Source organism: Vibrio sp. ABH4_348, from assembly GCF_056159765.1.
Genome location: NZ_JBSWVW010000002.1, coordinates 1,141,323 through 1,166,919, shown reverse-complemented (window position 1 = coordinate 1,166,919; position 25,597 = coordinate 1,141,323). Strand labels below are relative to the sequence as shown.

Sequence of the window (25,597 nt, the reverse complement as noted above, 5' to 3'; positions counted from 1 at the left end):
AATGGTCTCGCGCTCAGCTTTTTTATCACCTAATTCATAATCTCTAACTACTGCTGACCAATACTCAACACAAGCATCGTAGTCTGAACGTTGTTCACATGCAGTTGTAAAGAAACAGAGTAAAAAAGAAGCTAAAAATCGTTTCATTCTGAAGAGAACATATCATCTCTAAACGCTTTATAACTTTCGTACGCTTGTTGCTTTCGTATCCAAGCTTGAGTTAACTCATCTTTAGAAGCACTCCCAAGCCTAAACTCTTCTACAAGCTTATCGTAAGCTTCATTCGCTTGGGTTTCCTCACTTTTCAGTAACATGAACTCATGCCAAGACTCCTTGTTAATGCTCCCCATCATTACCTCCAAACACCATTATGACACTAGGCACATACAAGTGTAGTTCAGTAAACAACCGGACATTTCTACTTTGCTGAGAACAGGACATTTTAAAATGGGATTGACAGTGAATAATGGCTGTCTCAGGTTTCAGTTACAGATCATTTGATAGACAAACATACAACTGACGCGAGCACATCCCGACACGAGAAACTGAACATTTGAACGGTACCCAGTTCTTTATGAACCATGATGGCGTTGGAATATCCAAAGTTTTCATCACAATAGCCAGTAAATTTGCCCGATTCGGAAAATGTCACTTTTACTATGTCGCTTCCTGCAACTTTAACTTGTTGATTGGCGACATTTATCGACCCTTGTTGCCGAATTACATTTCCTACGTTTTCGGCGACTACGATTGAAGATTCACCAAACAGCACTGGTTGATTTGCGTCGATGTTGTAACGTTTAACCAGATCGGCTCTGTCGTACTCGTGCGTTGAGATTAAGGCAAAATGTGTTGAGTATTTTTTTGGGCGATTCTCGTCCTTCTGACACAGTTTATCGCCAGAATTGGTTGTTTTGGATAGCTGAGCCGACAAACTATCCGCTGTGAGTTGTTGCTTGGTCGTCCAAATTCGATAAGGTTCATGTGTGCCAGAGTTTTGAGCGGTGTCTTCAGCGACTTGGTCACAGGCGACCAACGTCGCGAGACACAATGTTGAAATGAACAGACGACAAACCGCTAAGCCATTTCCAGATCGCCTTATTAACAAATTTCGCACTTTTATCGTCCACAAAAATGTACCTTTATGAATTTAGATGCTTATTGTGGGAAATTAAAGTTTTGACATCATCGAACGAACTTTAGCGCAGTAGCTGTACACGAAAAGTCGCTAATTTGCTGAGAGTGTTGCACGCAATTTCCAACGATCACTAAATTGATACCGAGTTGGTCACATGCCCTTTTATCCCATTCGCCGTCTCCAAAATAAGTGACAGGATACTCAGAATTAGGATCAACACGACGCTTTGCTTCAGTCATAATTTCAATACGCTGATGATGATCGTTTGAAGATGCGATAACTAGCCGACTAGTATCGAAGCATGCAGACTCAAGCTTGAGTTTGGCGGTTTCTTCCCATCCGCCAGTCGCGACCGAAACTAAAACTCCACTACACTGGTGTAGATGTGATACAAACTGTTTTGACCCACAAATTTCTACTGCGGGTTGTCGTTTTAAATGTTTATCGATAAGAGAAATAAATATCGGTTTAACAAGACTTTCTAACTCTTCTAACTGGTATTGGACGGATTGTCTTTCAATAAAGGTCTTCAATATGCCTCTATCGGTAATATCCGGATAAGTCTCCCAATTATTGATTAATTTTATTCCGGTGACTTGTTCCACCGCTTCCAAAAAGCATTGTTCGTCAAATCCGAAGGAATCAACGAGCGTACCATCAATGTCTAACATGATGTGTTTCATTCAGCTTTCCAGGTTCCCTCGAGGTACGCTCATCTATTTAAAACACTTCGCTGATGGACTTTATACTTTTGATTGCACTATCGACTTGAATCAGGTTCTCGTAGATAACGATTTGACGGTTTAAATAGCTGACTCGTTTATTGATCGACTGCTTTTGTTCATCAGACAACGTATCGCTGGCTAATTTTTCGAGAAGCTGGTCTTTTTCATATCGCGCATTGTGAAGAGACAATTCAGCCTCGTAGCGACTCACGTCTGCTTTAGCTTGTTTGAGTTCCTCCTTTGAACGTTCCAAACTAGTTTGAAAATTGAGTTTATCTTCTTCGCTAAGATCTGACTTATCCAATGAAGCAAGGTAATGTTCAACATTACCCTGATAAGTCACAACTCTAGACTTGGCTTTAGCTAAGTTGTAGTTAGGCGTATAGCCAGACAAAAAGCTCGTGGATAAATCCGCTGGACACACATTGTTGTATTCATTCTCAGCTTTACCTTGAACAACACCATTCTCATAGGTACAGAAAGACTTTAGCCCCTGATCGCGACCTGAGTTGTACTGCTCGATATCCAGAGAAACATCATATTTGGCGCACTCTTTACTATATGCCGCAGCGCTGTGTTTTTTACCATTTTGGCCATCAGTTAGGCCAAGCTGATACCAATCTCCTAGTAAACACTCTTCCTCACTTATCGCGGCACATCCAGATAAACCAGAAACCAGTAAAGATAAATTCGCCAAAGTGAACATGCGCTTAATGTTGTTTTTTTGCATAGAAATCAACCAATAAATGAAGTAAAACTCAAATTGAATAATGCAATACTAACCAAAGCGCATAGGCTTATCTAGAGTGTTTTCACTTGGCTTTTTGTAATGACGGAATTTTTAAGCCTTCGTGAGAAGACTCCAGAAGCACTTGAAATCGGCGTTCACGCGTCTCTGGTTTTTTGGCACTCATCACCCACCAAATCGATTCGCGTTTGTAGCTCGGTGCTAAATCAGCAAAAAATTGCCACGCAGTTGAATTACTCTTTAGTCTCAACTCAAAAGATTCACTTAGTAAAAGCTTCCTATCCTCAACGCTGTAACCCTTTTTGTCGCTTCGGGCTAGAAATAACTCAAGGCCCTCTTGCGTCATTAGACCAAGCTCAATGAGTCTTTCGGATTTTTTGACGTTGATTTCACTCCAGACGCTATTTGGGCTTCGAGGCGTAAAACGAATTTTGTAACGATGCTCGTCAACAGACTTTCGGATGCCGTCTATCCACCCATAACACAGCGCTACGTCCACGGATTCTGACCAACTCAACGCACTAGCTTTGAACGACTTTTTGTAATAGCCAACCCAAATTTCTTTGTGTCCCTGCATGTTATGCTCAAACCAATTTCGAAAATCACTTTGGTTTTCGAAAAACACGGCTTCCTGCTTTTCTTGTTTCATTTTTGCGCCCAGTATCGGTCATAAAAAAGCAGGCCATCGGCCTGCTGACTTGTACATTTCAATCTGTTTTATTTAACCAATCAAGAATCAAAGAATTAGTTTCATGCGGCATCTCCTGCTGAATCCAGTGACCGCAATCCAACCCCACCTCTTTTACGTTAGGGACAAATTGACTCAAGTTAGGTGGACGAGGGATTACGTCTTTATCTCCGTAGATCATCAGTGTGGGATGCGGGATAAAAGGCTCTATCTCAGCGGTTAAATGCCAATTCCGATTCATATTCCGGTACCAATTGATCGAACTAGTAAACCCATTTTGCTCAAACTGACGAACAAACACAGAAAGTTCACCTAAATCCATTACAGGGTCACCTTTTATGACTTCAGATAAGGCCAGATTTATCATCATGTTACCTGGTTCAGGAACGGCACTAGGTAAGTTCTTACGGTATAGATTCGTCAGAAATCTCTGGGTGTTCTGATTTAGTATGTGGTCAGCCACACCCGGTTGTTTGTTGAAGTGAACAAAATAAAAATCCGCGCCGAATACCTGCTCCATGAAATCTATCCAAGGAACAGGGCCACGCTCTTGATACGGCAGACTTAAGTTGATGATTCGTTCAACGCGTTCAGGGTGCAATAGTGCCAAATGCCAAACCACATTCGCGCCCCAATCATGGCCAACAAAAATTGCTTTCTCGTAGCCATAGTGATCAAGAAGCCCTGTTAAATCAGAGGTGAGGTGAATGATATCGTATTCAGTAACCCTCTCAGGTTTGGATGAATTTCCGTATCCTCGTTGATTAGGCACAATCACATGATAGCCCGCTTTAACTAAAGCTGGAATTTGGTGACGCCATGAAAAAGCGTGTTCTGGCCAACCATGGCAAAGCACTATGGGTTTTGCATTATCTTGCCCACAGTGAAACACCTCCAATTCAATATCATTAGTTTTAACTTGCTCAGGCTTTGGAAAGTCAAAAGTATTCAAATCCATGTCCTCTATGGTTACTTGGTGTAAATGAGTGTCGAGAACTGAATTAAAACCTTATATAGTGTCAAATTATGTCACCATAAAAACGTGTCACCTGATTTTATGAATCCCACACAGCGACAAGAAGCAATTATTAGGTATTTACGCCGTAACGGAACCACAACCGTTGCTCAGCTTGAAAATGAAGTCAACGCCTCGAGAAGGACGGTCTTACGAGATATTACAGCGCTAAGAGAGCTGGGATATCTCATAGATTCTGAACCTGGTAGAGGAGGCGGTTTGAGGTTAGATCCCCGGTCAATACAAACCAACGTAAGGTTGTTGATGAGTGATGTATTTTCGTTACTGGTTAGCGTGGCTTGCATGCGATTAATTGGAGACATTCCATTTTTAAACAACGCAGATAAAGCACTCGCGAAATTGGAGGCATCACTCCCTAAAGACAAGATTGCAAACTTAAGGCAACTGTTATCTCGACTTTATGTTGGGAAACTAGACCCTAGAGTGGATATTTCAGATCTTGCAGAGGTTCCACACGAGTTAACCGATGTATTTGAGCGAGCGTTTATAGAACAAAACACAATGAGTTTCGAATACAAAGACGCCAAGGGACAACTTTCTCAACGAGTCGTTGAGCCGCAAGCTTTACTAATACTGCCACCAGTGTGGTATTTGGTGGCGTGGGATATTAACAAACTTGCTTTTAGACACTTTAGAATGGATCGAATTAGTGAGCCCAAGCAGCATTACAGTGCAACTTTTCTGTGGAAGACGGTTAAGTTTGAGCATGAAGTAATATCAGCCCATCAGGTTACAATGTAACCCTCCGTATTGAAACGTCAAATAAGAGACACTCCTCGTTTAGCGTCTTTCAGTTGGTAGACGTGCCCTACTTCCATGATTGACATGGCATGAAGAAATTTTGCCAACGTCTCATCATCATTTAGGTTGACCGGCTTGTTGGCTCTAATTGAGCAACTCTTGCAAACAAAATTGATGTAGTGACTAGTATCATTTTCGTGTGCTGGTGCAAATCTGCTAATTATTTCTTTTGGCGTCTTTAGTCCATGCTTTCGATAATACGCATGTCTTAACAAAACTGCACCAGCACGAAAGCCGTATTCCGGCGCTCGAAAAGTCTCAAAGCGAGTATCTATGGACGGACTTACCTTGCCGATCCAGTCATTCGACGCGTTAATTTCGATATTCAATGGATTATTAGCTTTTACGCCTCTGATATCACTTTTGGCTCGCGAAGCTGAATGACGTGTTTTCCTGTCTCTATTACGTGACTTGGCCATTCTTTTGTTAAATAGAGACCAAAGTTGTTTTTTGACTCTTTTTAGTAGTAATGCTTTTAGCTCTTTTTTAATCCAACGTTGCAGCAATTTGTAGACTCATGTAGGTAGTTTGGCTGACAAATTATCAAATGAGCGTGTAAGTCACTAAACAATTATCGTAACAATCTAAAACACAATTTGTGACAGCATCACGTCATGAGAAGTTATCAAAATTATTGTCAAAAACACCTCAAACTCCCCGCTCAGTAAACCAACTAAACCTGAGAGCATTTACCACATTCATTATTCTATCTTGTAAGTAAGCAACGACTTACAAAATAACAACCGAACATTTAACCAGTGTATCTAATTGTTTTATATGCACTTAAATATTATGGCTTTGTTGAATTTCATTTGATAGGTGCCGCCTATCATTAAATATTAAGCGCCAGAGTAAATCACTAACCCAGATAACTTTTAGTTATAGTGCGCTTATATGTAAACAAAGCTCTAGGCTTTGTCGTTTTCTTCTCTATAACGTTTTCGTATTTCTTCAGACACGACTTTGATGGCTTGTGCTGTACTCATGCCCTGCTGCATGAGTTCTTGTATTTTTTCTACCGCTTGTTGTTGCTGTTCATGAGAAAGTGGTGGGAGTGAATCATCAAACATAAAAAAGGCCCTCTTTATCGAGGGCCTGAGTCTAACCTTTTCAGCCGTTAGGTATCAATAACTGGTAACAAAATTCACGTAGGCACCCATTGAGTCTTCATTGGTGTAACTCGCTCCCAAATCTAGTTGGAACAAGTTCAGTGGAGAAATCGAGATACCTGCTGTCAAAGTGTCATCAACGTCGTTATACGCAAGGTTGTCATTCCACCCTACTCGAAGTCTTAGCTGTCTTAAAATATCAAGTTCTGCGCCGACTCTGATCATTTGCGTGTTGTCTTTAAAGTTAGTGTAACGTTCGTCTTCGTTCAGGTCGTAATCAACGCTCAGCGTAAAGTAGTCAGCGACAATACCCGCGCCGACTGTATATTGCGGTCTGATTTGGTATTCATAGCCCAAGGAATACGAACGCGTTTCACCGCTATCAATTTGAGAGGTAATATTAAACGACTGAGTCACCGTTTTTATGTCGCGAGATACAAAGTTGTTCGCCGAGATCCCAACTCTAACTGGGCCATAGAACCACAAGAAGCCGGCATCCAAATTAAACATGGTTTCGCCAGTTCCGTTTTCCTTTACGTCCTTAATGTCGTAGTTGTCTAAATTCGCTGAATACACGTAGGTGTAGACGCGTTGCAGCTTTGGCGAGACACCAAACGCAAGATGCTGCCCCAAAAACGTTTGGTATTTTGCAATCGACAACCCAACTTCTGTAACACCAACCGCGACTGCGTTTACAGAACTCAGTTCAGCATTGACTGCAGTGTTAACGTTCGCATTTGCTCCAGTAGTATAGCCGTCGTAAATGTCCATCGCAGCAAACGATTCTGAGTAAGCTTTACCAAATAAGTTAGCTGCAATAAATTGGTTTGGGATGGCAAATGCCGCCACACCGCCAAACTTAAGGGAGGCAATATCACCCTTAAGATTATCCAATGTCGTTTGCAGCTGTGGGGCATTTGAATAGTTTCCACCAACTGCCTCTTTAATTAAGTCTCGTGACTTTTTTAAATCGTCAACTAACTTATGTTCATCGCTGTAGGATAAACCTAAACCCGGTGCAATCATGCCCAAGTCATCGTTGCGGCGATAGATTGCCGTAATTGCTGGATTGTAAAAAGGTGCGGTTAAAAAGTTAGCCGCAACCACACCCGTACCACCCATCGCATCGCCACGCGCTTCCATCGTGTAGTTAGTTGCGTGGGCGCTACCAGTAACCAAACCGATGAGCAGGGGAAGAGTTTTAATCGCTTTATTCATAACACATATAGCCAGTTTGTGCGTTTTACGCCGTTAGCGCTTAAGGCTACTTCAATTCAATAGTATGAGTCTTTGAAGTAACTAATTGTTTTTCAATCGCGATAGGTCCGTGCCAACGCGTATTGCTTAGGCTAATTGTAAGCACATAACGTGCCGGGGAAATAGTTTTTGATACGATAGCTGAAGGGAATTTGCCTCTATGTGACTCAGACCAAACCGTTTTGGGTTGGCTACCGGAAAAATCGGTCAAAGTTAAGTCCATATTAGCTTGAGGACAAGCTCGGTTGGGTAACTTAGCCTGTGTAACCTGCCAAGTGTTGTTTGCTTGCCACTGTAAAACCTGCTGATGGTCGTCTACCCCAAGTACTACCCAATGATTCCAGGTTTGCTTGTCTTGAGTTTTTAATTTGAGCTGGTACAAGCCCGGAGCAACTTGTCCTCTGAGCGTCAAAGTGTTCGACTGAGATGTCAACGAGTTTTCTAATTCTATTAACTCCAGATCATTGCTTAACTCAGGAGAAAATAATCTCGCCTCTTGTAGCGCTATGTCAGTATCAACAAGGAGGGATGTGACAAATTTCTGGCTATTGGGGTTGCGAATTTCTGTCTCCTGAAACGTCACAGATTGCAACCAGGTAGGGAGTGTTGTGTTGGCAATGGTTTTGCCACAATCCTGTTCAAGTGATTGCTTATAAAGATTTAAAAGATGAGTTCTATGATTAGGATTCTCGTCAATTTGCCATTGTTCTACCCATGCCTGAAACATGGGTGAAAGCTCACCAGCCAACAAATGACTGTGCACTTGGTTCACACTGTTATTGTCGGTGAACCAAGTATTTTTGTCCGCCAATGTGGGAGTGGACACAAAGAAAAGAAGCGTTAAGCCAGATAATTTTTTCATCAAGCCTTCATTTTGTAGCCTACGCCACGCAACGTTTCAATTTCAATACCAGGTAATTTCTGACGTAACTGAAGGATATGTGTATCCACCGTGCGGGTTGTTGGGAAATGATTGTAGCCCCATACATGGTCAAGAAGTTCATCTCGAGTGAACACACGTCCTATATGACCTGCTAAGAACGCCAATAGATCAAACTCAGTTCGTGTTAACGTGATTTGGTCGCCACGATGTAGAACTTCACGTGTTTTTTTATCGATCGTTGTTTGATCAGTTTGGATCTGATTGTCTTCAACTTGATCGGCGTCTGGTGCTCTTAATTGTGCACGGATTCTTGCAAACAGTTCCGCCTCAGCAAATGGTTTGGTTAAGTAGTCACTGGCACCTTTATCCAGCCCAGTGACTTTATCCTTCACTGATACCAAAGCGGTTAGCAATATTACCGGGATATCCTTAAGATTTTTCCAGTAGTCTAATCGTTCGACTGAATCGCCGTCGGGCAGCTGCCTATCGAGCACAACCAAGTCAGACTTAGACCAAAGCTTATCCGCCTGCTCTATTGTCTCTGCGTGTAAGCATTCAAACCCAGCCTGTTCAATGCTTACTACAAGTCCATCCGCTAAATTTTTATCATCTTCAACTAGAAGCAGTGTCTGTTTCACAGGGTATCTCCAATATGAAAGTCGTCGGTGGGCCTTGGAGTAACATTCTACCGCCCATCCTTTTAATCATTGATTCTACAATTGTGAGTCCTAAACCTAAGCCACGTTCACTCACAAAAGGTTGTTTTAATCGTTTCCAATCTTTTTGGGTCAATTGACCTTGGTCTTCGACCTCAATTCGCAACACATCGTCCGTCATTTTTACGCGAAGGAAAATAAGACCTTTTCCGTATTTTTTTGCGTTCCTAACTAAGTTGTCGATACAAGTTCCTAACCAATAGACATTTAATTTCGCCGAGAAGTCTGATTTTATGTCTAGAGTTACATCATTTAGGTATTCTTCCTCGACTTTATACTCGAGCCACTCTTGTACAGAAGGCACCCATTCTGTTGCTAAAGGACCATTATCTGATTGCAAATAATCCTTACTCGCCTCTGCTAATTGCCTCAATCGACGAGAATCTGAACACAATCGACCAAATTCATCGTAGACCTCTTCCGGGAGCGCCTCAAACTTTCGTCTGAACCCTTCGACAGTTAGCGCTAAACTTGCGATTGGCGTCCTCAATTCATGTGTCAGTATTTGCAAGATTAACATTCTGCTTTTGAGCTCTTTGCGTTTAGTTTGCCACCGTTGTACAGTCCAGCCCAAAATAAGCAACACATTGAATAGTGCTAACGCACCTAGCGAATAATGCAGCCAAGGCGACTGCGGAGCCTGCTGCCAACAAACATTGCCCCTTACATACAAACAAGTCGACGTTTTGTCGAGCAACGAAACTTGCAATGAGGTTTCCTCAACCAGCGGCTGCCACTGCTCATTGTTAAAACCAATGTAGCTATCGCCTTCCCGAACCCACAGGTAATCTTCACTTAAGAACATCACATCTGAGCTTGCCAACGCTTGTAAGCCTGTTTCGCTTAGTCGCTTAAGCTGTCGGGTTAATTCAGACTCGCTTGAATTGGGCCGCTCAGTAATGTGCATATAGGGCTCTAAGGCTTTCTTCCACTTGGGAAACAAATTTGCATAGCGATAAGCGTAGGTACCACCTCCGGGGTGGATAAATCCGCTGCGTTTGAACCAACGTTCGTCAAGGGGTTTGTTATTACAAATCGAGCGTGTAAAGACCAAAGGTTCTGTCAATAGAGGGCTTAATGGTAAAGGGCCCTTACATTGCTCTGCTAGGCGGTAAAGCTTTTGTATGTCCGCAAGTGGATACTTTGCTGTTTGTGGCAATAGGCTTTCTGGTTTTAAGAGTTCAGCCGGATATTCTCGAGCCACTTGCCGAATATCAATTACTTGATCACTAGCCTTTTTTAAAAGTTGCTTGGAAAACAACTCAATTTCTTCAGACAAACTCTGGGCTTCAGTCATAGTGCTGAATGAAGATCCCATTAAAAAAATCAAAAATAGTCGTCTGTAAAACAATGTCATACCACCAGTGTTACGTGTTAGATAAGAATATGGGATTTCAAGCGTGAGGTACACTGAGGGATCGTCAGTTTGAAGTCAAAAAAAACCGGCCTTAGGCCGGTTTTGTCAGAGTTATGTCAAACTATTAGATAGCTTTTGAAATAGCATCCACACTGTCTTTGGCATCACCAAACAACATCTGCGTGTTTTCTTTGAAGAATAATGGATTTTGAACTCCAGCATAGCCGGTGTTCATTGAACGCTTAAACACAATAACGTTTTGTGCGTTCCAGACTTCTAACACAGGCATGCCCGCGATTGGACTATTCGGATCTTCCATCGCTGCCGGATTCACCGTATCGTTCGCGCCGATTACCAGCACAGTATCGGTTTCACTAAGATCATCATTAATCTCATCCATCTCCAATACGATGTCGTATGGCACTTTTGCTTCCGCAAGCAACACGTTCATATGGCCCGGTAGGCGTCCTGCGACAGGGTGGATACCAAAACGCACTTCCACTCCTTTTGCACGAAGCTTCTCTGTAATTTCGTGTACAGGGTACTGAGCTTGAGCAACGGCCATACCGTATCCCGGAGTAATAACGACAGAGCGAGAGTTTTTAAGCAGCTCAGCCACTTCTTCTGCGGTGGTTTCTCTGTGTTCACCGTATTCAGTATCTGATGACACGACCACATCTTGCCCAAAGCCACCAGCGATAACGCTGATAAACGAGCGGTTCATCGCCTTACACATAATGTAAGATAGGATCGCACCTGACGAACCCACCAACGCACCAGTAACAATCAGAAGGTCATTGGCTAACATAAAGCCTGCTGCGGCTGCCGCCCAACCTGAATAAGAGTTAAGCATCGAAACAACAACTGGCATGTCAGCACCACCAATAGACGCAACAAGGTGATAACCAAATACAAAGGCAATCAATGTCATTACAATTAGCGCGAACATACTGCCATCGTTGTTGACGAACATCACCATCAGCAACACTGAAATGACGATCGCAGCTAAGTTTAATTTGTGCTTATGTGGCAAGCTCAAAGGCGAAGACGAAATCACACCGCGAAGCTTACCAAATGCCACTATAGAACCGGTAAAAGTTACCGCCCCAATGAACACACCCAAGAACACCTCAACCAAATGAATAACATGCTCCGCATGTGTGGCTGCGATTGGTGCATCTAAGTAGCTGTTGTAACCCACGAGTACGGCTGCCATACCTACGAAGCTATGCAATATCGCAACTAGCTCAGGCATTTCCGTCATTTCAACTTTTTTGGCGTAGTGGATACCGATACCGCCACCGATGACCATTGCCAATAAGATCCAACTAATACCGTTGGCATCTGGGCTGAAAATGGTTGCGATAAGCGCAATTGCCATACCGACTATGCCGTAGTAGTTACCGGCTCTCGCTGACTCTTGTTTCGACAAACCAGCCAGACTCAATATGAAAAACAAGGCAGCAATAATATAAGCCGCTTGTACTAATCCTGCAGACATCTGTATTACTCCTTAATCAATCTTTACGGAACATTTCAAGCATGCGCTTGGTAACGGTAAAGCCACCAAAAATGTTAATGCTTGCAATGAGAACGGCAATAAAGGCGAGGAAAGTAACTACACCATTTCCTTGACCGACTTGAAGTAAAGCGCCGACGATAATAATTCCTGAAATCGCGTTAGTAACCGACATTAGTGGTGTATGCAACGCATGAGTCACGTTCCAAACCACGTAATATCCAACGACGCAGGCCAATACAAATACCGTAAAGTGAGCAAGAAATGCGGCAGGGGCAACAGAAGCAATCCAACCAAATGCGGCAATGCCTGCCCCCAGTCCCAACCATTTTTTTAATGGGCTGGTCGGTTTTTCTTCAATTTCAGCAGGCTGAACCTTAGGTTCAGGTTTCTCAGTTGGCTGAGCTGAAACTTGAATTGGTGGCGCTGGCCAAGTCAGTTCACCTTCTTTAACAACGGTGACACCGCGCAGCACAACATCTTCAAAATCAATATTGATATTGCCGTCTTTTTCTTTGCACAACAGCTTGAGTAGATTGACTAGGTTGGTGGCGTAAAGCTGAGAGGATTGGGTTGGTAATCGACCAACCATGTCGGTATAGCCTACCACTTTCACACCGTTTGCAGTCGTAATTACCTTACCTGCTTCTGTATATTCACAGTTACCGCCATTGGCTGCAGCCAAATCCACAATAACTCTGCCCGCTTTCATACTGTCGACCATTTCTTTGGTGACCAGTTTTGGCGCTGGTTTACCTGGGATAAGGGCTGTAGTAACAATGATATCAACATCTTTCGCCTGTTCGGCATATAGCTCAGCTGCTTTTCGATTGAAATCATCTGACATTTCTTTGGCGTAACCATCTGAAGAAACCTCAGCCTCATCAAACTCAACCGTTAAGAATTGAGCACCCATTGACTCGACTTGCTCTTTCACTTCAGGACGGACATCAAATGCTCGAACGACCGCACCTAAACTGCCAGCCGCGCCAATAGCCGCCAATCCAGCAACACCCGCACCTGCTACTAACACTTTTGCTGGTGGTACTTTACCCGCTGCAGTAATTTGCCCTGTAAAGAAGCGTCCAAATTCATGGGCAGCCTCAACTACCGCTCGGTATCCCGCAATATTCGCCATAGAAGAAAGAGCATCAAGAGATTGAGCGCGAGATATACGTGGAACCGAGTCCATCGCCAAAACATTGATGTTTTTAGTTACCAACTTTTCCATCAATTCTTCATTTTGCGCAGGCCAGATGAAACTAATTAACGTCGCTCCATCCTTGAGCTTGTCGATCTCTTCAAATGACGGAGCATTAACCTTAAGCACGATATCGGCAGCCCAAACCTCTTCGGTCGACACAATCGACGCCTCAGCATTGGTAAATGCAAGGTCATCAAAACTCGCCAACGAACCAGCTTGAGTTTCTACCAGGATATCAAAGCCCAACTTCTTCAACTGTTCCACGGACTTGGGTGAAGCAGCGACTCGCGTTTCTCCTGCGAGCGTTTCTTTTGGCACACCAATTTGCATAGCAATTCCTTGACTATTGGCAATGAGATTTATTCTTTTTAACTAACGCCTATTTAACCTTCAAGCGTTTTGTAAAAAAAGCACAAAAAATCATAAAAATTTACTAGATTGCAGGATATTCGACCAGTTGTAAGAAATTTAATTACAGCCCGATAACACAGATACACACTGCTTATATCAATCTACTCTTAATCAAACAAATGTAATAACCGCTCAATCTAATTACTGAGCATAGCGGCGTTTTTTCGTAAGATTATGACGAAAATCAATTTATGAGGTGTTTCAATGACTCGCTGCTGATAATTCAGCCAATGAAATAGGAAGGTAAGTAACAATAAAAACACGTGCCAGATGACACGCGCTTCAAATTTGTAGATTTGTATCGATGTGAAAGTGATAAGTAGGCTATTTAAAAATTGAATCGCCCATTTGATCAATGAACATAGTGGATTTTTTGATCATTAGCTCTGTGGCATCAGCCTCCGATGCCAAAACATCTGAGCGAATAAATCGATGCGTTTTCACTTCGCCTTCAAACTCTTTGCAGATTCGACCTGCGATTCGAAATTGGCCGGACTCTGCTATTGGATCTGGATAGATTAGAAACCCCTTGTAATCGGTAGGTTCTATCTCAACAGGTTTTGATTCTTTTTTACTACCAAAAAGAGCTGAAAAAATTCCCAATGCTCTTGCTCCCTAATTTTGCTGTTAACTATTTTTGCTTGTTGATAATGGGCTTTTCATACCATTCAAGTTGCAAGTCTTCATTGAGTGTTTGTCTCCCGAAAATGACCGGGAACTCATCTTCCCTAGCTTTACGACGATCTTCTATGATCATGCTTTTTGCATTTTCAATCGCAATCACCGTATTTTCTTTGAGTTTCACTAGGCGTTTTTCCGGCAAGGCCGACAAAAAATCAATGTCAAACCGGATATAAACGGGGCGCAATTGGCCCAAGGCTAGGCAAGCTAAATCGGCCAACTGCTCGTGTGTAAAGTTGTCGACATATTCATCCTGGCCTAATACCTGACCCACTAATGTTTCCATATAGTTATGGACATCAACGCTGATCTGCATTTTTGCAGCTCCTTTTTACAACGTTTACCTTATTGGTGTGCACTGTTTATAATCAATCAAGTCAGCGCACACGCTTTATACCCATGTTAAGTATAGTGTTCATCTATACCCAACCGCAGTTTTGTCTCTTTTTTATTTATATAACATTTCCCCTATGGATCAAAAAACGTAGGTAATTCATGGCAAGCTTTGTGACATTGATAATTGCTGACAATAATCTTGTACGTTTTGCGACCGTTTTGAAGATTCAATTGTTGCAATTGAGTGATGATGCTCTTAAAGATATTGATATAAGTATCGTGTCATTTTGAAATGCAGCAGATACACGATATGCTTGCTACGTTTTTCGATTTAACACGTTTTTGCATGACTCAATCTTTTGTTAATCAGAGTTGGTTTCGCCTACTTTTCCCATTCTTGTTAATGGGATTGGCGTGGTTTGGCATAGAAAACATTACTTTGATTATTAAAAACAACTATGGCATTGCGGCTAACCTGCCTTATGTTCTTCTTGTCTCAGTAATAGCTATTGGCCATACGTTTAAACAAAGCCGCCTTTCGATGCTCTCTGTGGTTTTAATGGTGAGCTATTTTATTATCCAAACAAGGCTGCAATCTCCATTAACGACCGGAACGACACTATTAGAAGTCATGACATTAGCGTTTGCGCTGCCTGCGTTATGTGTCATCACCTATGGATTTAAAGACAGTTCTTTACTTAGCCGTGGTTTTATCGCTTACCTGGTGACACTGTCACTTTCAGTGCTCTGGGGACATCTATTCCCAGAACATTTTGACGACTTGAGTTATCAAGAACTTAATGAAGGCACTTTCTATGCTGTCGACAGTATATCGCGGCTACCCTTGGTATTGGTGCTTTATCTATTGTGCTTAATTGGCACGACCGCTCTACTAGTGCTAAGAACAAACCGTGTCATTGATGTGGCGATATATTCGAGCATAACCACCACAGCAGTGACGTTTATCTTATTCCACGTACCCTACATTTCTATTGTGATGTATTCACTCGCCTCGATTCTACTGCTAGTACATGCAACCGCGGCGAGTTATGAACTGGCGTTTAATGACAGACTAACGGGTATTCCGGGACGCTTAGCTTTAGAAAGTTCAATGAGGCATCTTGGCCGAAAATACACCATCGCCATGCTTGATATCGACCACTTTAAGTCGTTTAACGATACTTATGGACATGACACCGGAGACGACGTGCTTAAACTGGTCGCAAGTAAGTTGACAGAAGTGAAAGGCAGAGCCCGTGTATACCGTTACGGCGGAGAGGAATTTACTGTTTTGTTTAAAGGTAAAGATGCCAAACAAGCTAAGCCATTTTTGGAGGAGCTTAGAGCATCGATTGAATCTTACGACATGGTAGTAAGAAATCCTAAATCTCGCCCCAAAAACGATAAAGTTGGTAAACGTAAACGAGGAACTTCAGATGGTTCTGAAGTGGTAAATGTCACTATCAGTATTGGTGTCAGTGATAGCTCAATCGAGAAAAAGACAGAACGCGTCCTCAAGGAAGCAGACAAGGCGCTCTATAAGGCCAAAAAATCTGGAAGAAATTGCGTCGCACTTGCCTAGAGTATTAAGCAGAACGGCCTCCAATAGATCTTAAACTGAGAGTTCTGATTTTAGCTTAGCGACGACAAACTGATCTCTTCCTTGGTCTTTCGCCTGATAAAGTGCTTTGTCCGCAGCATCATAGAAAGAGGCAATAGAGTCTGAGCCTTTCGGCACACAAGATAACACCCCCTGTGACACGGTCACTAATTTCGCATTGTTGTTTACAGAACCAGATGTATCCTGAGAAAGCTGACGAATTGAATTACCGACGCGAGTGGCTTGCTTGATTGCTTCTTGCTCATCACAATTTGCTATCAGGATAACAAATTCCTCACCCCCGTATCTGGCAACGTACTCCTCCTGCCGAGTGAACATGCGTTTCAAACAGTGAGCGATGTCAATCAAACAATGATCCCCTTCCAGGTGACCGAAGGTATCATTGAAGCGCTTAAAATGATCAACGTCCAGTAAGATAAGAGTAAACGGCAAATTGTGACGACCATGAAAAGCGATAAAATCATCGAGTTTGCCATCAATAAAACGGCGATTGAACACCGAGGTTAAGCCATCCAAATTCGCTTTTTCTGATAACTGGCTGTTGAGTTCGCCAAGTTCCCGCGTGGTATTCTTCAACTCTTTTCGCATCAGAGCGATACGTTGCATCGCTTTTAATTTTGCCAACAATACAAGCTGCTCAACTGGCTTCACCAAATAATCATCACCACCTGATTCGATTGCTTTAGCCACCATTTCTGGCTCATCATGACCGCTAAGAAAAACAATAGGAATCCAATCCAAGTTTGAAAGCCGAATCTGCTGCGCAACTTCAAATCCGTTGACGTCGGGCATATTGATATCGAGTAACACCAGCTCTGGTTCGAACTCATAGATAGTAGACATGATGTTCTTACCCGAAGACAGTGCCGTCACCGTATGTCCTTGTTGTTCAAGCCGTATAGTGAGCTGCATTCTTTCGAAGCGCGCGTCATCTACTAACAGAATCTTCATAACTGGTTTGGTCCCTTAACAAACTTGTCGCTGAGTAGTGCACATACCAATATGCACCTAAATGATTATAGTTTTTATTTGTTCACATGGTAGTGACTACCCAAGACTATCAAACCCCCGAGCACTTTGTTGACATTGGCGGGAAACAAACTAGGATGACGGTCGAATAATATTTAGGGAGTCGACCCATGTCACAAGAAACCGAAAACCAAGAGCAAGTAGTTGACCTTGAAACTCTTTCTACAGAGTTACAACAAGTTATTAAATTTGATGATGTCCCTAAAGAGATGTTTGCTATGGTTGCTTCCATTCATGAAGTTTCCGAAGAAGCGGTAAGAGAATCGTGGGATGCGTTACCAGCTAGCGCTCAAAACATTCTTGATAACTTTGAGCAGTTCCATGCTTTAGTATCGGTAAGCCAGGCTTTTGCTGGTGTTTCCGTAATGGAAGAGTTCGAAACCAAAGGCAAACCTGATCACATTTCAGAGGAAGAGTATCAAGACTACCGCGCGAAAACACTCGACAAAGTGCTTTATGACTGCGTTAAAGATATGAGTAAGCAGCTCAAAAAAGCTCGTCGAGAACCGCTTCTGAAAAAAGATTTTACCGACGTTTTTAGCAAGTAAAATTCAAATGGCCGTTGCTCAATCAACATAGCAACGGCCTATTTGTTACCGCGTAACTATATTTTGAGGAATTCCAAGTCTAGGTTAGACTCAACCGCTTCTGCAATCATGTCGATTGCTCTTTCTTTGGTGTCGTTATGGTTTTTAGCCTTTAAGTTGGCTAAACCTGCCCATTCAAAAATCAATTTAGTTGCTTCAACTGTATCAAAAATCCCGTGCAAGTATGTACCAAAGACTTGGTTATCTTGGTCTAGTGCTCCATCGAACTTGTTTGAATCCAGCTTTATTGGAGAAACGCCCTGCACTTTTGATTGACCAACATGAATTTCATATCCAGAAACGTCGCAGGATTTACCATTGAGGTTTAATGTCCCACGAGAGTGGGTTAGAGATTTTTCACCTGTCAATACGGTTTCAATATTCAGTAGCCCTAAACCCTGGCTCGACCCTAACTGGCTTTCAACACCATTGGGATCATGAATAACGGTACCCAACATTTGATAGCCACCGCAAATTCCCATTACCTTACCGCCAAAGCGCAAATGACGGTAGATGTCCTTATCCCAACCCTGTTCTTTTAACAGAGCCAAATCTTGCCGTGTAGACTTACTACCGGGCAAGATGATCAAATCGGCTCCTTGTAACCGCTCGCCCTTTTTGACAAATTTGAGCTCGATGGCAGGATTGACTCTTAGTGCATCGAAGTCGGTATGATTGCTAATTCTTTTAAACACCGGTACTGCGACAACAAATGGGCGCTCAAGCGTGCTATCGGTTGAAACCGCTTGCATTGTCGCTACTGCGTCTTCTGCTTCTAAATGAAATTCATGTAGATACGGCAAAACACCCAGGACAGGTTTGCCTGTTTTTTCTTCCAACCACTTAAGACCTGGTTCAAGAATTTTAATATCACCGCGAAAACGGTTGATTACAAACCCCGCTACCCGGTTTTGTTCAGATTCTGATAACAGAGCTAACGTACCATACAAGTGAGCAAACACGCCGCCTCGATCTATATCCGCAACAATCACTACAGGGACATCAGCGGCTTCCGCGAAACCCATATTCGCAATGTCGTTTTCTCTGAGATTGATTTCAGCAGGGCTACCCGCCCCTTCAACAACGACAAAGTCAAAATCATCACACAATTTTTGAAAAGACTCTAACACGTAAGGCATCGCCTTCTTTTTATAATTGTGATAACTCCAGGCTTCCATATTGCCGACAGAATGGCCCTGAACAATGACCTGCGAACCGACATCTGAATTAGGTTTGAGTAAAATTGGGTTCATGTGAACATTGGTTTCGACGCCACACGCTTGAGCTTGGGCGGCTTGAGCTCGGCCGATTTCACCGCCATCAGCCGTAACCGCACTATTTAGCGCCATGTTCTGTGGTTTGAAGGGGGCAACGCGTATGCCTTTCCTTTTTAACACTCGACATATGCCGGCAGCCAATGCGCTTTTGCCTGCATCCGATGTCGTTCCTTGAATCATTATTGCGCGATTAACTGATTTCATTGATTTGTATTTAGATTCTTCTCGTTGAATTACATTAACTTGTATAGTTAGTGTACATGATGCTCAATTAACCTTCGGTTCGATTACAATAACCAATGGTTAGTTGGAATACATATTGCAGCGCATGTTAGCATTAATAAAAAGAATTCCGGAGTGGAAACCGTGAACATGAATAGAATCGTTGTCTTAGGCGCTTTGCTACTGCCTACCGGCGCGTTAGCAAATAATTTTAGTTATAACTACATAGAGGCGCGAACCGCGATTAACCCTGAAATGTCAGGTACTGAGTTTGTCACCCAGTTTACCGGAAACTCTCATCTGGTGTTTCGTGGGGACAGTCAATTCGACAAAGACTACGACGTGGCAACCGGTGTGGGGTTCAATGGTCCTATAGGTCAGTTCGCCGATATCTATGGGCAGCTTCTAGTGCACAATACCAAGTACACCGAAAAAGACGGTGCTGAGCGTGAAACGGAAATTGAATTTAATCTAGGGTTACGAGCTTGGATTATGGATCAAATCGAGCTCACTGGAAGAGTTGGACGCTTTGATGATGCGTCGATTTTTCATGCCGGAATTCGTTTTCACAGCACAGAGCAACTCTCACTCTCAGCAGAAACGCGTAACAATGGTATTTATGGTCCGCAGATCCACATGTCGGTTCGTTTTCAGTTCTAATTTTGTACCACAATCGTCCTATCACGACTGAAAATAGCCATTTGTCGTTTTTTTGACGCCGCTCTTGAATCTCTGTTAAATAATTGTCAAATCAGCAATAAATTCAGATACACACTATGCAACCTCGCATAGTTGTGTATTATTTGTCCCGTAAAAATACAACAAGCTGAAAATCAACTTTTAACGCTATTTCGAGATAAGATGTTGGCCGAAAAAATCCGCTTACCAATCCAATTCGTCATCGTCTTCCTATCCCTAGCTGTGTTACCTGCTCTGTATTTTATTGATCAATACCAGAGCCTAGAAAAGCAAGCTCGAGAATATGCAGTACAAAACCACGACGCCAACCTAGAATTCAGCCTACGTGAACTACACAGTTTTGCGGGAAGAATGACGCGCTCAGTCAGAGATTTGTCCAACAACAGTGCCCTGCACAACGCGATTGAGTCACCTACGCTTGCCAATTTAACGACCTTGTCTGACTTTTGGACCTTGGTAGCACGCAGCCAAGGTTACTTCTCACAACTACGTCTACTCGATGTCACGGGGATGGAGATTGTTCGAATTCAATCAGACATCACCGGAACAAGTCAGACACCAAAAAGAGAGTTAGAGTCGTTCGCTGAACATGAATTTTTTCAATTCGCAACATCGTTAACATCGCCATCATTGGCCAGTTACGGTATTGATTTAGAGATGGACAACGGAGTTCTGGTTCGTCCTTTGAAACCTACGATCCGGATGATCAAACCCATTTACAATCGTGGTACGCGGGTGGCTTACTTTGTTGCCAATATAAACCTGTTTAACGTCTACCCACAGCTCGCTTACAACCATCAGTGGGAGCTGTTACCCGAAGTCGTCAATGAATCTGGTTACTTTGTATTGTCAAAAGTATCTGATCGGGTCCTAGGTAATATCGCTCAAGAGAATGAGCAAGAAACATTGGCCAATCAGAGCCCTGAGCTATGGCAACACATCCAAAATAATACAGTAGGTGTGTTCAATCACGATGGAGATTGGACCGTATTCAAGCAACTGGTCTTAGATAACTTACCGCAACCTATCACTTTGCATTTAATGCTAAAAGTACCTAGAGAAGAAATAAGCCACGCATTAGAAGCTGAACGACAAATGGTCCTCACTCAAGGTACAACCATATTGGTATTTCTTCTGTTTTTGGCGTATGGATTTGTCATGTGGAATCACAGGCACGAAAAAAACAGTATCGAAAGCGAAATTGCAAGGGCAGCTATTGACGGAATCTCTGCCGTTATCATCACAGACAAGAACAACCGCATTGTTCAGGTCAATAACGAGTTTACCCGTCTAAGTGGCTACAGTGCCGACGAAGTAATTGGTCGTCGCCCGTCTTTTTACGACGCAAAATCCCATCCGCAGTCCTTCTACCTAAGCATATGGAGAACTCTGCACAGAGAAGGTTTATGGCAAGGTGAGGTAGTAAACCATCGCAAAGACGGTGTAAGACTGACTCAAATTCTGCGCATTCAATCGATCAAAGATCGCAATGGGATCGCTCAGTATTACGTTGCCTCATTTGTCGATATAACCGAGCGCAAGGAGCTAGAGAATCGACTTCGCGATTTAAGTGAAAAAGACGCACTCAGCAACACTTGGAACCGAAGAAAGTTTGATGGCGAGCTCAAAGCACTATGCGGACGAATTAAACGCTATGGAAACTTTGAAAATGCGTGCTTGGCTATCTTAGACATCGATCACTTTAAACGCATTAATGATAACCATGGCCACGATGTAGGTGACACCGTGATTCGCGCGGTTGCGGATACACTTTCAGAGTTTGTTCGGGAAACCGATTTTGTTTCTCGAATCGGCGGTGAGGAGTTTGCCATTTTGATGCCTCATACCGAGGTTAATCAGGCTCACGTTATGCTTGAGCGGTTAAGAGAATCGGTTCAAAACAATAGCCCATACCAAGTTACCATCAGCACTGGGTTGACAGATGTTTGTGGGAATAGTGTTGAGACCTACAAACGGGCTGACGTCGCCCTATATGAAAGTAAATCGACCGGAAGAAACAAAACGTCTGTCAACACGAGTCAAGTTGCGCAACGTCTTGCCTAGGGGTTGCTTTCTCAGGTCTGTCTGACAAAACTTACTTCATTGCATTCCAAATCCAAATTCTTGTACTAGTCTTAAATTGCTGTTCAAACAAATATTTATCTATGTCTTGTTCACAAATGAACAACGACTAGCAAAAGGCTTATAGGAACAAGGAATGCAAGATACACTCACCGTTGTGTTGGCTGGTGGTATGGGATCTAGATTGAGCCCGCTAACTGATGACCGCGCCAAACCCGCCGTTCCATTTGGCGGTAAATATCGAATTATCGATTTTACGTTAACCAACTGCCTGTATTCAGGACTCCGTCAAATCTTAGTGCTAACCCAATACAAATCCCATTCTTTGCAAAAACACCTACGAGACGGTTGGTCTATTTTTAACCCTGAACTTGGTGAATTCATAAGTGTTGTCCCCCCTCAACAAAGAAAAGGCGGAAAGTGGTACGAAGGCACTGCAGATGCCATCTATCACAACTTGTGGTTGCTAACACGAAGCTCGGCCGACTATGTGGTCGTGTTGTCAGGCGATCACATTTACAAAATGGATTACGCTGAAATGCTCAGAGAGCATAAACAACACGAAGCCGAACTTACCATTGCGTGTATGGATGTGCCCAGAGAAGAAGCGCATGCTTTTGGTGTAATGGCAACGAACGAAAATGACCAAATCACTGCGTTTGAAGAAAAACCCATTGATCCCCCTACTATGCCAAATAAACCAGATAGAAGTTTGGCCTCTATGGGGATCTACATATTCAATATGTCGTTGTTAAGAGACATTCTTGAGGAAGATGCCAATAACCCGGAGTCTAGTCATGATTTTGGTAAAGACATCATACCCAAACTTATTCCGCGCGGACGAGCTTTTGCCTATCAATTTTGTTGTGAAAGAGGACGGGTCATTAAAGATTGCTACTGGCGAGACGTTGGCACCATTGATTCCTTCTACAACGCCAACATGGACTTATTGCAACCTGTACCTCAGTTTAACCTGTATCAAAAGAACTGGACGATAAGAACCTATGAGGCTCAATACCCACCAGCGCGAACCGTTCCAGCCGCTTCGGGTAACGAAGGTATTTTCATCAATTCAATTATTGCTAACGGTGTGATCAACTCAGGAGGCTCGGTACAAAATTCGATTGTCTCTTCAAATTGTCGAATCTATGACAGCGCCACTATTGCTGACAGCATCCTATTTGACGATGTGGAAGTCGGTGAACACTGTGAGTTGGTTCATTGCATCATCGATAAACACGTAAAGATTCCACCCTACACACAAATTGGAATCAATCGAGAAGAGGACGAGCGACGGTTCAAAATCTCCGAAAACGGTGTCATTGTTGTACCTGAGAGTTATCAGTTTTAGTTACACCCAAGTAACCTCAAGATGCGAGGTGCAGCGAGAGTTAACTAGTCTTCGGACATGGCGTTGATTTGCAGATCTAGTCGCTGTGCCGTTTCTGAGTTTTGCAAGAGCAAAGCTCGGAAATTTTTACGAACATGATCAGTAACACTTAACTCATTCTTTTTTAATACAGAGTCGGTAAATTTCCGTACTATTTCCCATGTGTTATCTAATTGATTATTGCCGTGACAAAATCAACAAATCCTCTCAGAAACCCAGAATCTAAGACAAGTAGTCAATTCGACAGCTTAGCGGATGCATGGCGTGATCCAAATGGTCCTTTTAAACATGTACTAGCTTTCAACCAGTGCCGGTTTAAAGCTATTGAACGCGCACTTGCTAAGCATCAACTACCCTCTCGTCCGATACTATTAGATTTGGGTTGTGGCGCGGGCGTGTTAACTGAAAAATTTGCCAAAATAAACATAGAATGTTTAGGAATAGACACCAGTTCAAAGAGCATTGAAATCGCAAAAACACATGCGAAACAACAAGAGTTGAACAACCTTAAATACGTGTACTCGGCAATAGAAGACTTTAACTGCGATCGGCAATTCGACATCATTTTAAACACGGAAGTCATTGAACATGTCGACGATCCAGAAAAGTTGATTGCCAAAACATCAACGCTTTTAAAACCCGGTGGAGTTTTGGTAATGGCCACGTTAAATCGCACCCCCAAATCCTTCTTGTTTGGCATTATTGGTGCGGAATATATATTGGGACTGCTCCCCAGGGGTACTCATCAATGGTCTAAGTTTGTCAAACCCAAAGAAATGATTAACTGGGCGAAAAATGAAGGGCTAGTTCACTGTGAAACTATCGGTATGAGTTACAACCCGTTTAACGGCAGTTGGAAAGCGAGCACGGATACCGGTATCAATTACGTTAGCCTGTTTATCAAAGATAACTAAAAGCGGAAGCCCCGCAAAAAACTTGCGGGGCTTCACAAAGGAGAGTGACTAATTCTCCTATAGGGGTAACGTATTGTGACTCAGTTTGCATAAAAGAAAAACAGTAATTTGTTTGCAAAGTGTTTCCCCTTTTCATCACACCATGCAGTAACCCAAATTCAGCTATCGCTATAAGCATGACTATAAGTAACGCTTAGTTCTGTATTCCATTTGCGGATTTAGGTGTTACGTTGAACAAACGTTTATATTCTCGACTGAACTGAGATGTGCTGGTGTAACCCACTAATTCAGCGGCTTCGCTAACCCTTCGTTTTTGCCCAATGATTAACTCTTTAGCTCTGTGCAGTCGAACATGCTTAATGTATTGAATTGGTGTACTCGAGGTTGTCTCTTTAAACACTTTATGGAACAGCGACACACTCATACCTGCTTGCTTCGCTAGATGGTCGACTCTTAGCTCCTGAGCGAACTCGGAATGCACCACTTTTAGTGCCTGAGCAATTTTGGCGTAGTTTGAATTCTGCTGAGTTAATTCGAAAAGGACATTTCCCTGATCAGATGTCAGCGTGCGATAAATGATTTCATTAACGATTGACGGACCAAGTAATTTGGCTTCCACAGGGTCACATAGACTTTCGACCAACCGGCTAAATGCATTTTCTGATGATTCAGTATACTTAACAGCACCAATGCTAGACATAGGCTGCTGAGTGAGCTCGGTTAGTTTGATTTGGTCAAAATGCGATATTTGCTCTGCGATACTCGATGTCTTTATATCTATCGCGACACCTAATGCTGGCTTGCCATCTTCCACTATGGCTTCACATTCTAATGGAAGCGGAACACCGAGAACCAAAAACTGATTCTCGTCGTATCTGTACTGGTTACCCCCGTAATATATATTTTTGGCACCTTGCGCTAAGGCAATGATCCCGGAATTATAGTGAAACGGGGAGCGCTCACACCCTTGGCAGCTATGATAAATATAAACACCGGGTACGTATGTTTTGACCACCCCATTGTGGTCATGTAGACCAAACTGGTTTACAAAATTTTCCAAGCTTTGTTTTAGGCTCATTGTGTAGGATTAGGCAAATAATTTGGAGGATATGGACTTATTACTACCACAAACAAGAGTATCATGCATAGACAAGTGAGACAGTTATC

Annotated in this window: 26 protein-coding genes; 7 read left to right on the top strand and 19 right to left on the bottom strand. The window is 42.8% G+C overall.

Annotation, left to right across the window (positions count from 1 at the left end):
- Window positions 1-143: 143 nt before the first annotated feature.
- The 6 genes from ACXAFJ_RS19170 to ACXAFJ_RS19145 form a co-directional block, all read right to left on the bottom strand.
- Window positions 144-350, bottom strand: a complete 207-nt coding sequence (locus tag ACXAFJ_RS19170) for a hypothetical protein (RefSeq protein WP_475322159.1) — start codon at window positions 348-350, stop codon at window positions 144-146.
- 143 nt (window positions 351-493) lie between these two features.
- Window positions 494-1,117 (bottom strand): hypothetical protein, encoded by a 624-nt coding sequence (locus tag ACXAFJ_RS19165; RefSeq protein ID WP_475325652.1) that lies wholly within the window; start codon window positions 1,115-1,117, stop codon window positions 494-496.
- A gap of 68 nt (window positions 1,118-1,185) precedes the next feature.
- Window positions 1,186-1,821, bottom strand: a complete 636-nt coding sequence (locus tag ACXAFJ_RS19160) for an HAD family hydrolase (protein ID WP_475325651.1) — start codon at window positions 1,819-1,821, stop codon at window positions 1,186-1,188.
- 37 nt (window positions 1,822-1,858) lie between these two features.
- Window positions 1,859-2,593: a DUF2799 domain-containing protein gene (locus ACXAFJ_RS19155; RefSeq protein WP_475325649.1), complete on the bottom strand. Its 735-nt coding sequence runs from the start codon at window positions 2,591-2,593 to the stop codon at window positions 1,859-1,861.
- Window positions 2,594-2,675: 82 nt separating this feature from the next.
- On the bottom strand, window positions 2,676-3,260 hold the full coding sequence (locus ACXAFJ_RS19150) for a YdeI/OmpD-associated family protein (protein ID WP_475325648.1): 585 nt from the start codon (window positions 3,258-3,260) through the stop codon (window positions 2,676-2,678).
- Window positions 3,261-3,318: 58 nt separating this feature from the next.
- Complete coding sequence (locus ACXAFJ_RS19145) at window positions 3,319-4,251, bottom strand: alpha/beta fold hydrolase (protein WP_475325647.1); 933 nt, start codon at window positions 4,249-4,251, stop codon at window positions 3,319-3,321.
- A gap of 105 nt (window positions 4,252-4,356) precedes the next feature.
- Here ACXAFJ_RS19145 and ACXAFJ_RS19140 point away from each other — a divergent pair, with 105 nt between their 5' ends.
- Window positions 4,357-5,076 (top strand): helix-turn-helix transcriptional regulator, encoded by a 720-nt coding sequence (locus ACXAFJ_RS19140; RefSeq protein WP_475325645.1) that lies wholly within the window; start codon window positions 4,357-4,359, stop codon window positions 5,074-5,076.
- A gap of 17 nt (window positions 5,077-5,093) precedes the next feature.
- Here ACXAFJ_RS19140 and ACXAFJ_RS19135 read toward each other — a convergent pair whose 3' ends face one another.
- The 10 genes from ACXAFJ_RS19135 to ACXAFJ_RS19090 all read right to left on the bottom strand — a co-directional run bounded on the left by ACXAFJ_RS19135 (window position 5,094) and on the right by ACXAFJ_RS19090 (window position 14,589).
- Entirely contained in the window at window positions 5,094-5,555 is a 462-nt protein-coding gene (locus tag ACXAFJ_RS19135) for a structural protein (RefSeq protein WP_475325643.1), read from the bottom strand.
- A gap of 489 nt (window positions 5,556-6,044) precedes the next feature.
- Entirely contained in the window at window positions 6,045-6,206 is a 162-nt protein-coding gene (locus ACXAFJ_RS19130; protein WP_475325642.1) for a YoaH family protein, read from the bottom strand.
- 54 nt (window positions 6,207-6,260) lie between these two features.
- Entirely contained in the window at window positions 6,261-7,463 is a 1,203-nt protein-coding gene (gene traF / locus ACXAFJ_RS19125) for a conjugal transfer protein TraF (RefSeq protein WP_475325640.1), read from the bottom strand.
- 46 nt (window positions 7,464-7,509) lie between these two features.
- Window positions 7,510-8,364, bottom strand: a complete 855-nt coding sequence (locus ACXAFJ_RS19120) for a DUF2861 family protein (RefSeq protein WP_475325639.1) — start codon at window positions 8,362-8,364, stop codon at window positions 7,510-7,512.
- Window positions 8,364-9,023: a response regulator transcription factor VxrB gene (gene vxrB / locus ACXAFJ_RS19115; protein ID WP_475325637.1), complete on the bottom strand. Its 660-nt coding sequence runs from the start codon at window positions 9,021-9,023 to the stop codon at window positions 8,364-8,366. The genes ACXAFJ_RS19120 and vxrB overlap by 1 nt, the downstream gene beginning before the upstream one ends.
- Window positions 8,998-10,458, bottom strand: a complete 1,461-nt coding sequence (locus tag ACXAFJ_RS19110; protein WP_475325802.1) for an ATP-binding protein — start codon at window positions 10,456-10,458, stop codon at window positions 8,998-9,000. Before ACXAFJ_RS19110 ends, vxrB begins: the two co-directional genes overlap by 26 nt.
- A gap of 124 nt (window positions 10,459-10,582) precedes the next feature.
- Window positions 10,583-11,959 carry a Re/Si-specific NAD(P)(+) transhydrogenase subunit beta gene (gene pntB, locus ACXAFJ_RS19105; protein ID WP_475325636.1) on the bottom strand — a complete coding sequence of 459 codons (1,377 nt, stop codon included), beginning with the start codon at window positions 11,957-11,959 and terminating at the stop codon, window positions 10,583-10,585.
- 16 nt (window positions 11,960-11,975) lie between these two features.
- Window positions 11,976-13,511: a Re/Si-specific NAD(P)(+) transhydrogenase subunit alpha gene (locus ACXAFJ_RS19100; protein ID WP_475325634.1), complete on the bottom strand. Its 1,536-nt coding sequence runs from the start codon at window positions 13,509-13,511 to the stop codon at window positions 11,976-11,978.
- A gap of 405 nt (window positions 13,512-13,916) precedes the next feature.
- Window positions 13,917-14,195, bottom strand: coding sequence for an HlyU domain-containing protein (locus ACXAFJ_RS19095; RefSeq protein ID WP_475325633.1), 279 nt, complete (start codon window positions 14,193-14,195; stop codon window positions 13,917-13,919).
- Between the two features lie 28 nt (window positions 14,196-14,223).
- Window positions 14,224-14,589 (bottom strand): late competence development ComFB family protein, encoded by a 366-nt coding sequence (locus tag ACXAFJ_RS19090; RefSeq protein WP_475325631.1) that lies wholly within the window; start codon window positions 14,587-14,589, stop codon window positions 14,224-14,226.
- 366 nt (window positions 14,590-14,955) lie between these two features.
- Here ACXAFJ_RS19090 and ACXAFJ_RS19085 point away from each other — a divergent pair, with 366 nt between their 5' ends.
- Window positions 14,956-16,191 (top strand): GGDEF domain-containing protein, encoded by a 1,236-nt coding sequence (locus ACXAFJ_RS19085; RefSeq protein ID WP_475325629.1) that lies wholly within the window; start codon window positions 14,956-14,958, stop codon window positions 16,189-16,191.
- Between the two features lie 30 nt (window positions 16,192-16,221).
- Here the strand turns inward: ACXAFJ_RS19085 and ACXAFJ_RS19080 are convergent, their stop codons facing one another.
- Window positions 16,222-17,181, bottom strand: a complete 960-nt coding sequence (locus ACXAFJ_RS19080) for a GGDEF domain-containing response regulator (RefSeq protein WP_475325628.1) — start codon at window positions 17,179-17,181, stop codon at window positions 16,222-16,224.
- A gap of 188 nt (window positions 17,182-17,369) precedes the next feature.
- Between ACXAFJ_RS19080 and ACXAFJ_RS19075 the strand changes: the two genes are divergently transcribed.
- Window positions 17,370-17,807 carry a DUF3069 domain-containing protein gene (locus ACXAFJ_RS19075; RefSeq protein ID WP_475325626.1) on the top strand — a complete coding sequence of 146 codons (438 nt, stop codon included), beginning with the start codon at window positions 17,370-17,372 and terminating at the stop codon, window positions 17,805-17,807.
- Window positions 17,808-17,863: 56 nt separating this feature from the next.
- Here the strand turns inward: ACXAFJ_RS19075 and ACXAFJ_RS19070 are convergent, their stop codons facing one another.
- The gene (locus tag ACXAFJ_RS19070; protein WP_475325625.1) at window positions 17,864-19,327 is read right to left on the bottom strand and encodes a cobyric acid synthase; all 1,464 of its coding nucleotides are present in this window, start codon (window positions 19,325-19,327) and stop codon (window positions 17,864-17,866) included.
- A gap of 168 nt (window positions 19,328-19,495) precedes the next feature.
- On the opposite strand from ACXAFJ_RS19070, the gene ACXAFJ_RS19065 reads away from it, so the two are divergent.
- The 4 genes from ACXAFJ_RS19065 to ubiG all read left to right on the top strand — a co-directional run bounded on the left by ACXAFJ_RS19065 (window position 19,496) and on the right by ubiG (window position 24,430).
- Complete coding sequence (locus ACXAFJ_RS19065) at window positions 19,496-20,005, top strand: hypothetical protein (RefSeq protein WP_475325623.1); 510 nt, start codon at window positions 19,496-19,498, stop codon at window positions 20,003-20,005.
- A 201-nt stretch (window positions 20,006-20,206) separates the two neighbouring features.
- Entirely contained in the window at window positions 20,207-22,108 is a 1,902-nt protein-coding gene (locus tag ACXAFJ_RS19060) for a sensor domain-containing diguanylate cyclase (RefSeq protein ID WP_475325622.1), read from the top strand.
- 154 nt (window positions 22,109-22,262) lie between these two features.
- The gene (gene glgC / locus ACXAFJ_RS19055) at window positions 22,263-23,477 is read left to right on the top strand and encodes a glucose-1-phosphate adenylyltransferase (RefSeq protein WP_475325620.1); all 1,215 of its coding nucleotides are present in this window, start codon (window positions 22,263-22,265) and stop codon (window positions 23,475-23,477) included.
- A gap of 224 nt (window positions 23,478-23,701) precedes the next feature.
- Complete coding sequence (gene ubiG, locus ACXAFJ_RS19050; RefSeq protein ID WP_475325618.1) at window positions 23,702-24,430, top strand: bifunctional 2-polyprenyl-6-hydroxyphenol methylase/3-demethylubiquinol 3-O-methyltransferase UbiG; 729 nt, start codon at window positions 23,702-23,704, stop codon at window positions 24,428-24,430.
- 193 nt (window positions 24,431-24,623) lie between these two features.
- On the opposite strand, the gene ACXAFJ_RS19045 is transcribed toward ubiG, so the two are convergent.
- The gene (locus tag ACXAFJ_RS19045; protein ID WP_475325616.1) at window positions 24,624-25,508 is read right to left on the bottom strand and encodes an AraC family transcriptional regulator; all 885 of its coding nucleotides are present in this window, start codon (window positions 25,506-25,508) and stop codon (window positions 24,624-24,626) included.
- Window positions 25,509-25,597: the final 89 nt, after the last annotated feature.

What these genes read in the sequence shown, in the direction of transcription:
- ACXAFJ_RS19170 (WP_475322159.1), bottom strand. Translation starts at nt 350, where the DNA reads ATGGGGAGCATTAACAAGGAGTCTTGGCATGAGTTCATGTTACTGAAA.
- ACXAFJ_RS19160 (WP_475325651.1), bottom strand. Translation starts at nt 1,821, where the DNA reads ATGAAACACATCATGTTAGACATTGATGGTACGCTCGTTGATTCCTTC.
- ACXAFJ_RS19155 (WP_475325649.1), bottom strand. Translation starts at nt 2,593, where the DNA reads ATGCAAAAAAACAACATTAAGCGCATGTTCACTTTGGCGAATTTATCT.
- ACXAFJ_RS19150 (WP_475325648.1), bottom strand. Translation starts at nt 3,260, where the DNA reads ATGAAACAAGAAAAGCAGGAAGCCGTGTTTTTCGAAAACCAAAGTGAT.
- ACXAFJ_RS19140 (WP_475325645.1), top strand. Translation starts at nt 4,357, where the DNA reads ATGAATCCCACACAGCGACAAGAAGCAATTATTAGGTATTTACGCCGT.
- ACXAFJ_RS19135 (WP_475325643.1), bottom strand. Translation starts at nt 5,555, where the DNA reads ATGGCCAAGTCACGTAATAGAGACAGGAAAACACGTCATTCAGCTTCG.
- ACXAFJ_RS19130 (WP_475325642.1), bottom strand. Translation starts at nt 6,206, where the DNA reads ATGTTTGATGATTCACTCCCACCACTTTCTCATGAACAGCAACAACAA.
- traF (WP_475325640.1), bottom strand. Translation starts at nt 7,463, where the DNA reads ATGAATAAAGCGATTAAAACTCTTCCCCTGCTCATCGGTTTGGTTACT.
- ACXAFJ_RS19120 (WP_475325639.1), bottom strand. Translation starts at nt 8,364, where the DNA reads ATGAAAAAATTATCTGGCTTAACGCTTCTTTTCTTTGTGTCCACTCCC.
- ACXAFJ_RS19110 (WP_475325802.1), bottom strand. Translation starts at nt 10,458, where the DNA reads ATGACATTGTTTTACAGACGACTATTTTTGATTTTTTTAATGGGATCT.
- pntB (WP_475325636.1), bottom strand. Translation starts at nt 11,959, where the DNA reads ATGTCTGCAGGATTAGTACAAGCGGCTTATATTATTGCTGCCTTGTTT.
- ACXAFJ_RS19100 (WP_475325634.1), bottom strand. Translation starts at nt 13,511, where the DNA reads ATGCAAATTGGTGTGCCAAAAGAAACGCTCGCAGGAGAAACGCGAGTC.
- ACXAFJ_RS19090 (WP_475325631.1), bottom strand. Translation starts at nt 14,589, where the DNA reads ATGCAGATCAGCGTTGATGTCCATAACTATATGGAAACATTAGTGGGT.
- ACXAFJ_RS19085 (WP_475325629.1), top strand. Translation starts at nt 14,956, where the DNA reads ATGACTCAATCTTTTGTTAATCAGAGTTGGTTTCGCCTACTTTTCCCA.
- ACXAFJ_RS19080 (WP_475325628.1), bottom strand. Translation starts at nt 17,181, where the DNA reads ATGAAGATTCTGTTAGTAGATGACGCGCGCTTCGAAAGAATGCAGCTC.
- ACXAFJ_RS19075 (WP_475325626.1), top strand. Translation starts at nt 17,370, where the DNA reads ATGTCACAAGAAACCGAAAACCAAGAGCAAGTAGTTGACCTTGAAACT.
- ACXAFJ_RS19070 (WP_475325625.1), bottom strand. Translation starts at nt 19,327, where the DNA reads ATGAAATCAGTTAATCGCGCAATAATGATTCAAGGAACGACATCGGAT.
- ACXAFJ_RS19065 (WP_475325623.1), top strand. Translation starts at nt 19,496, where the DNA reads ATGAATAGAATCGTTGTCTTAGGCGCTTTGCTACTGCCTACCGGCGCG.
- ACXAFJ_RS19060 (WP_475325622.1), top strand. Translation starts at nt 20,207, where the DNA reads ATGTTGGCCGAAAAAATCCGCTTACCAATCCAATTCGTCATCGTCTTC.
- glgC (WP_475325620.1), top strand. Translation starts at nt 22,263, where the DNA reads ATGCAAGATACACTCACCGTTGTGTTGGCTGGTGGTATGGGATCTAGA.
- ACXAFJ_RS19045 (WP_475325616.1), bottom strand. Translation starts at nt 25,508, where the DNA reads ATGAGCCTAAAACAAAGCTTGGAAAATTTTGTAAACCAGTTTGGTCTA.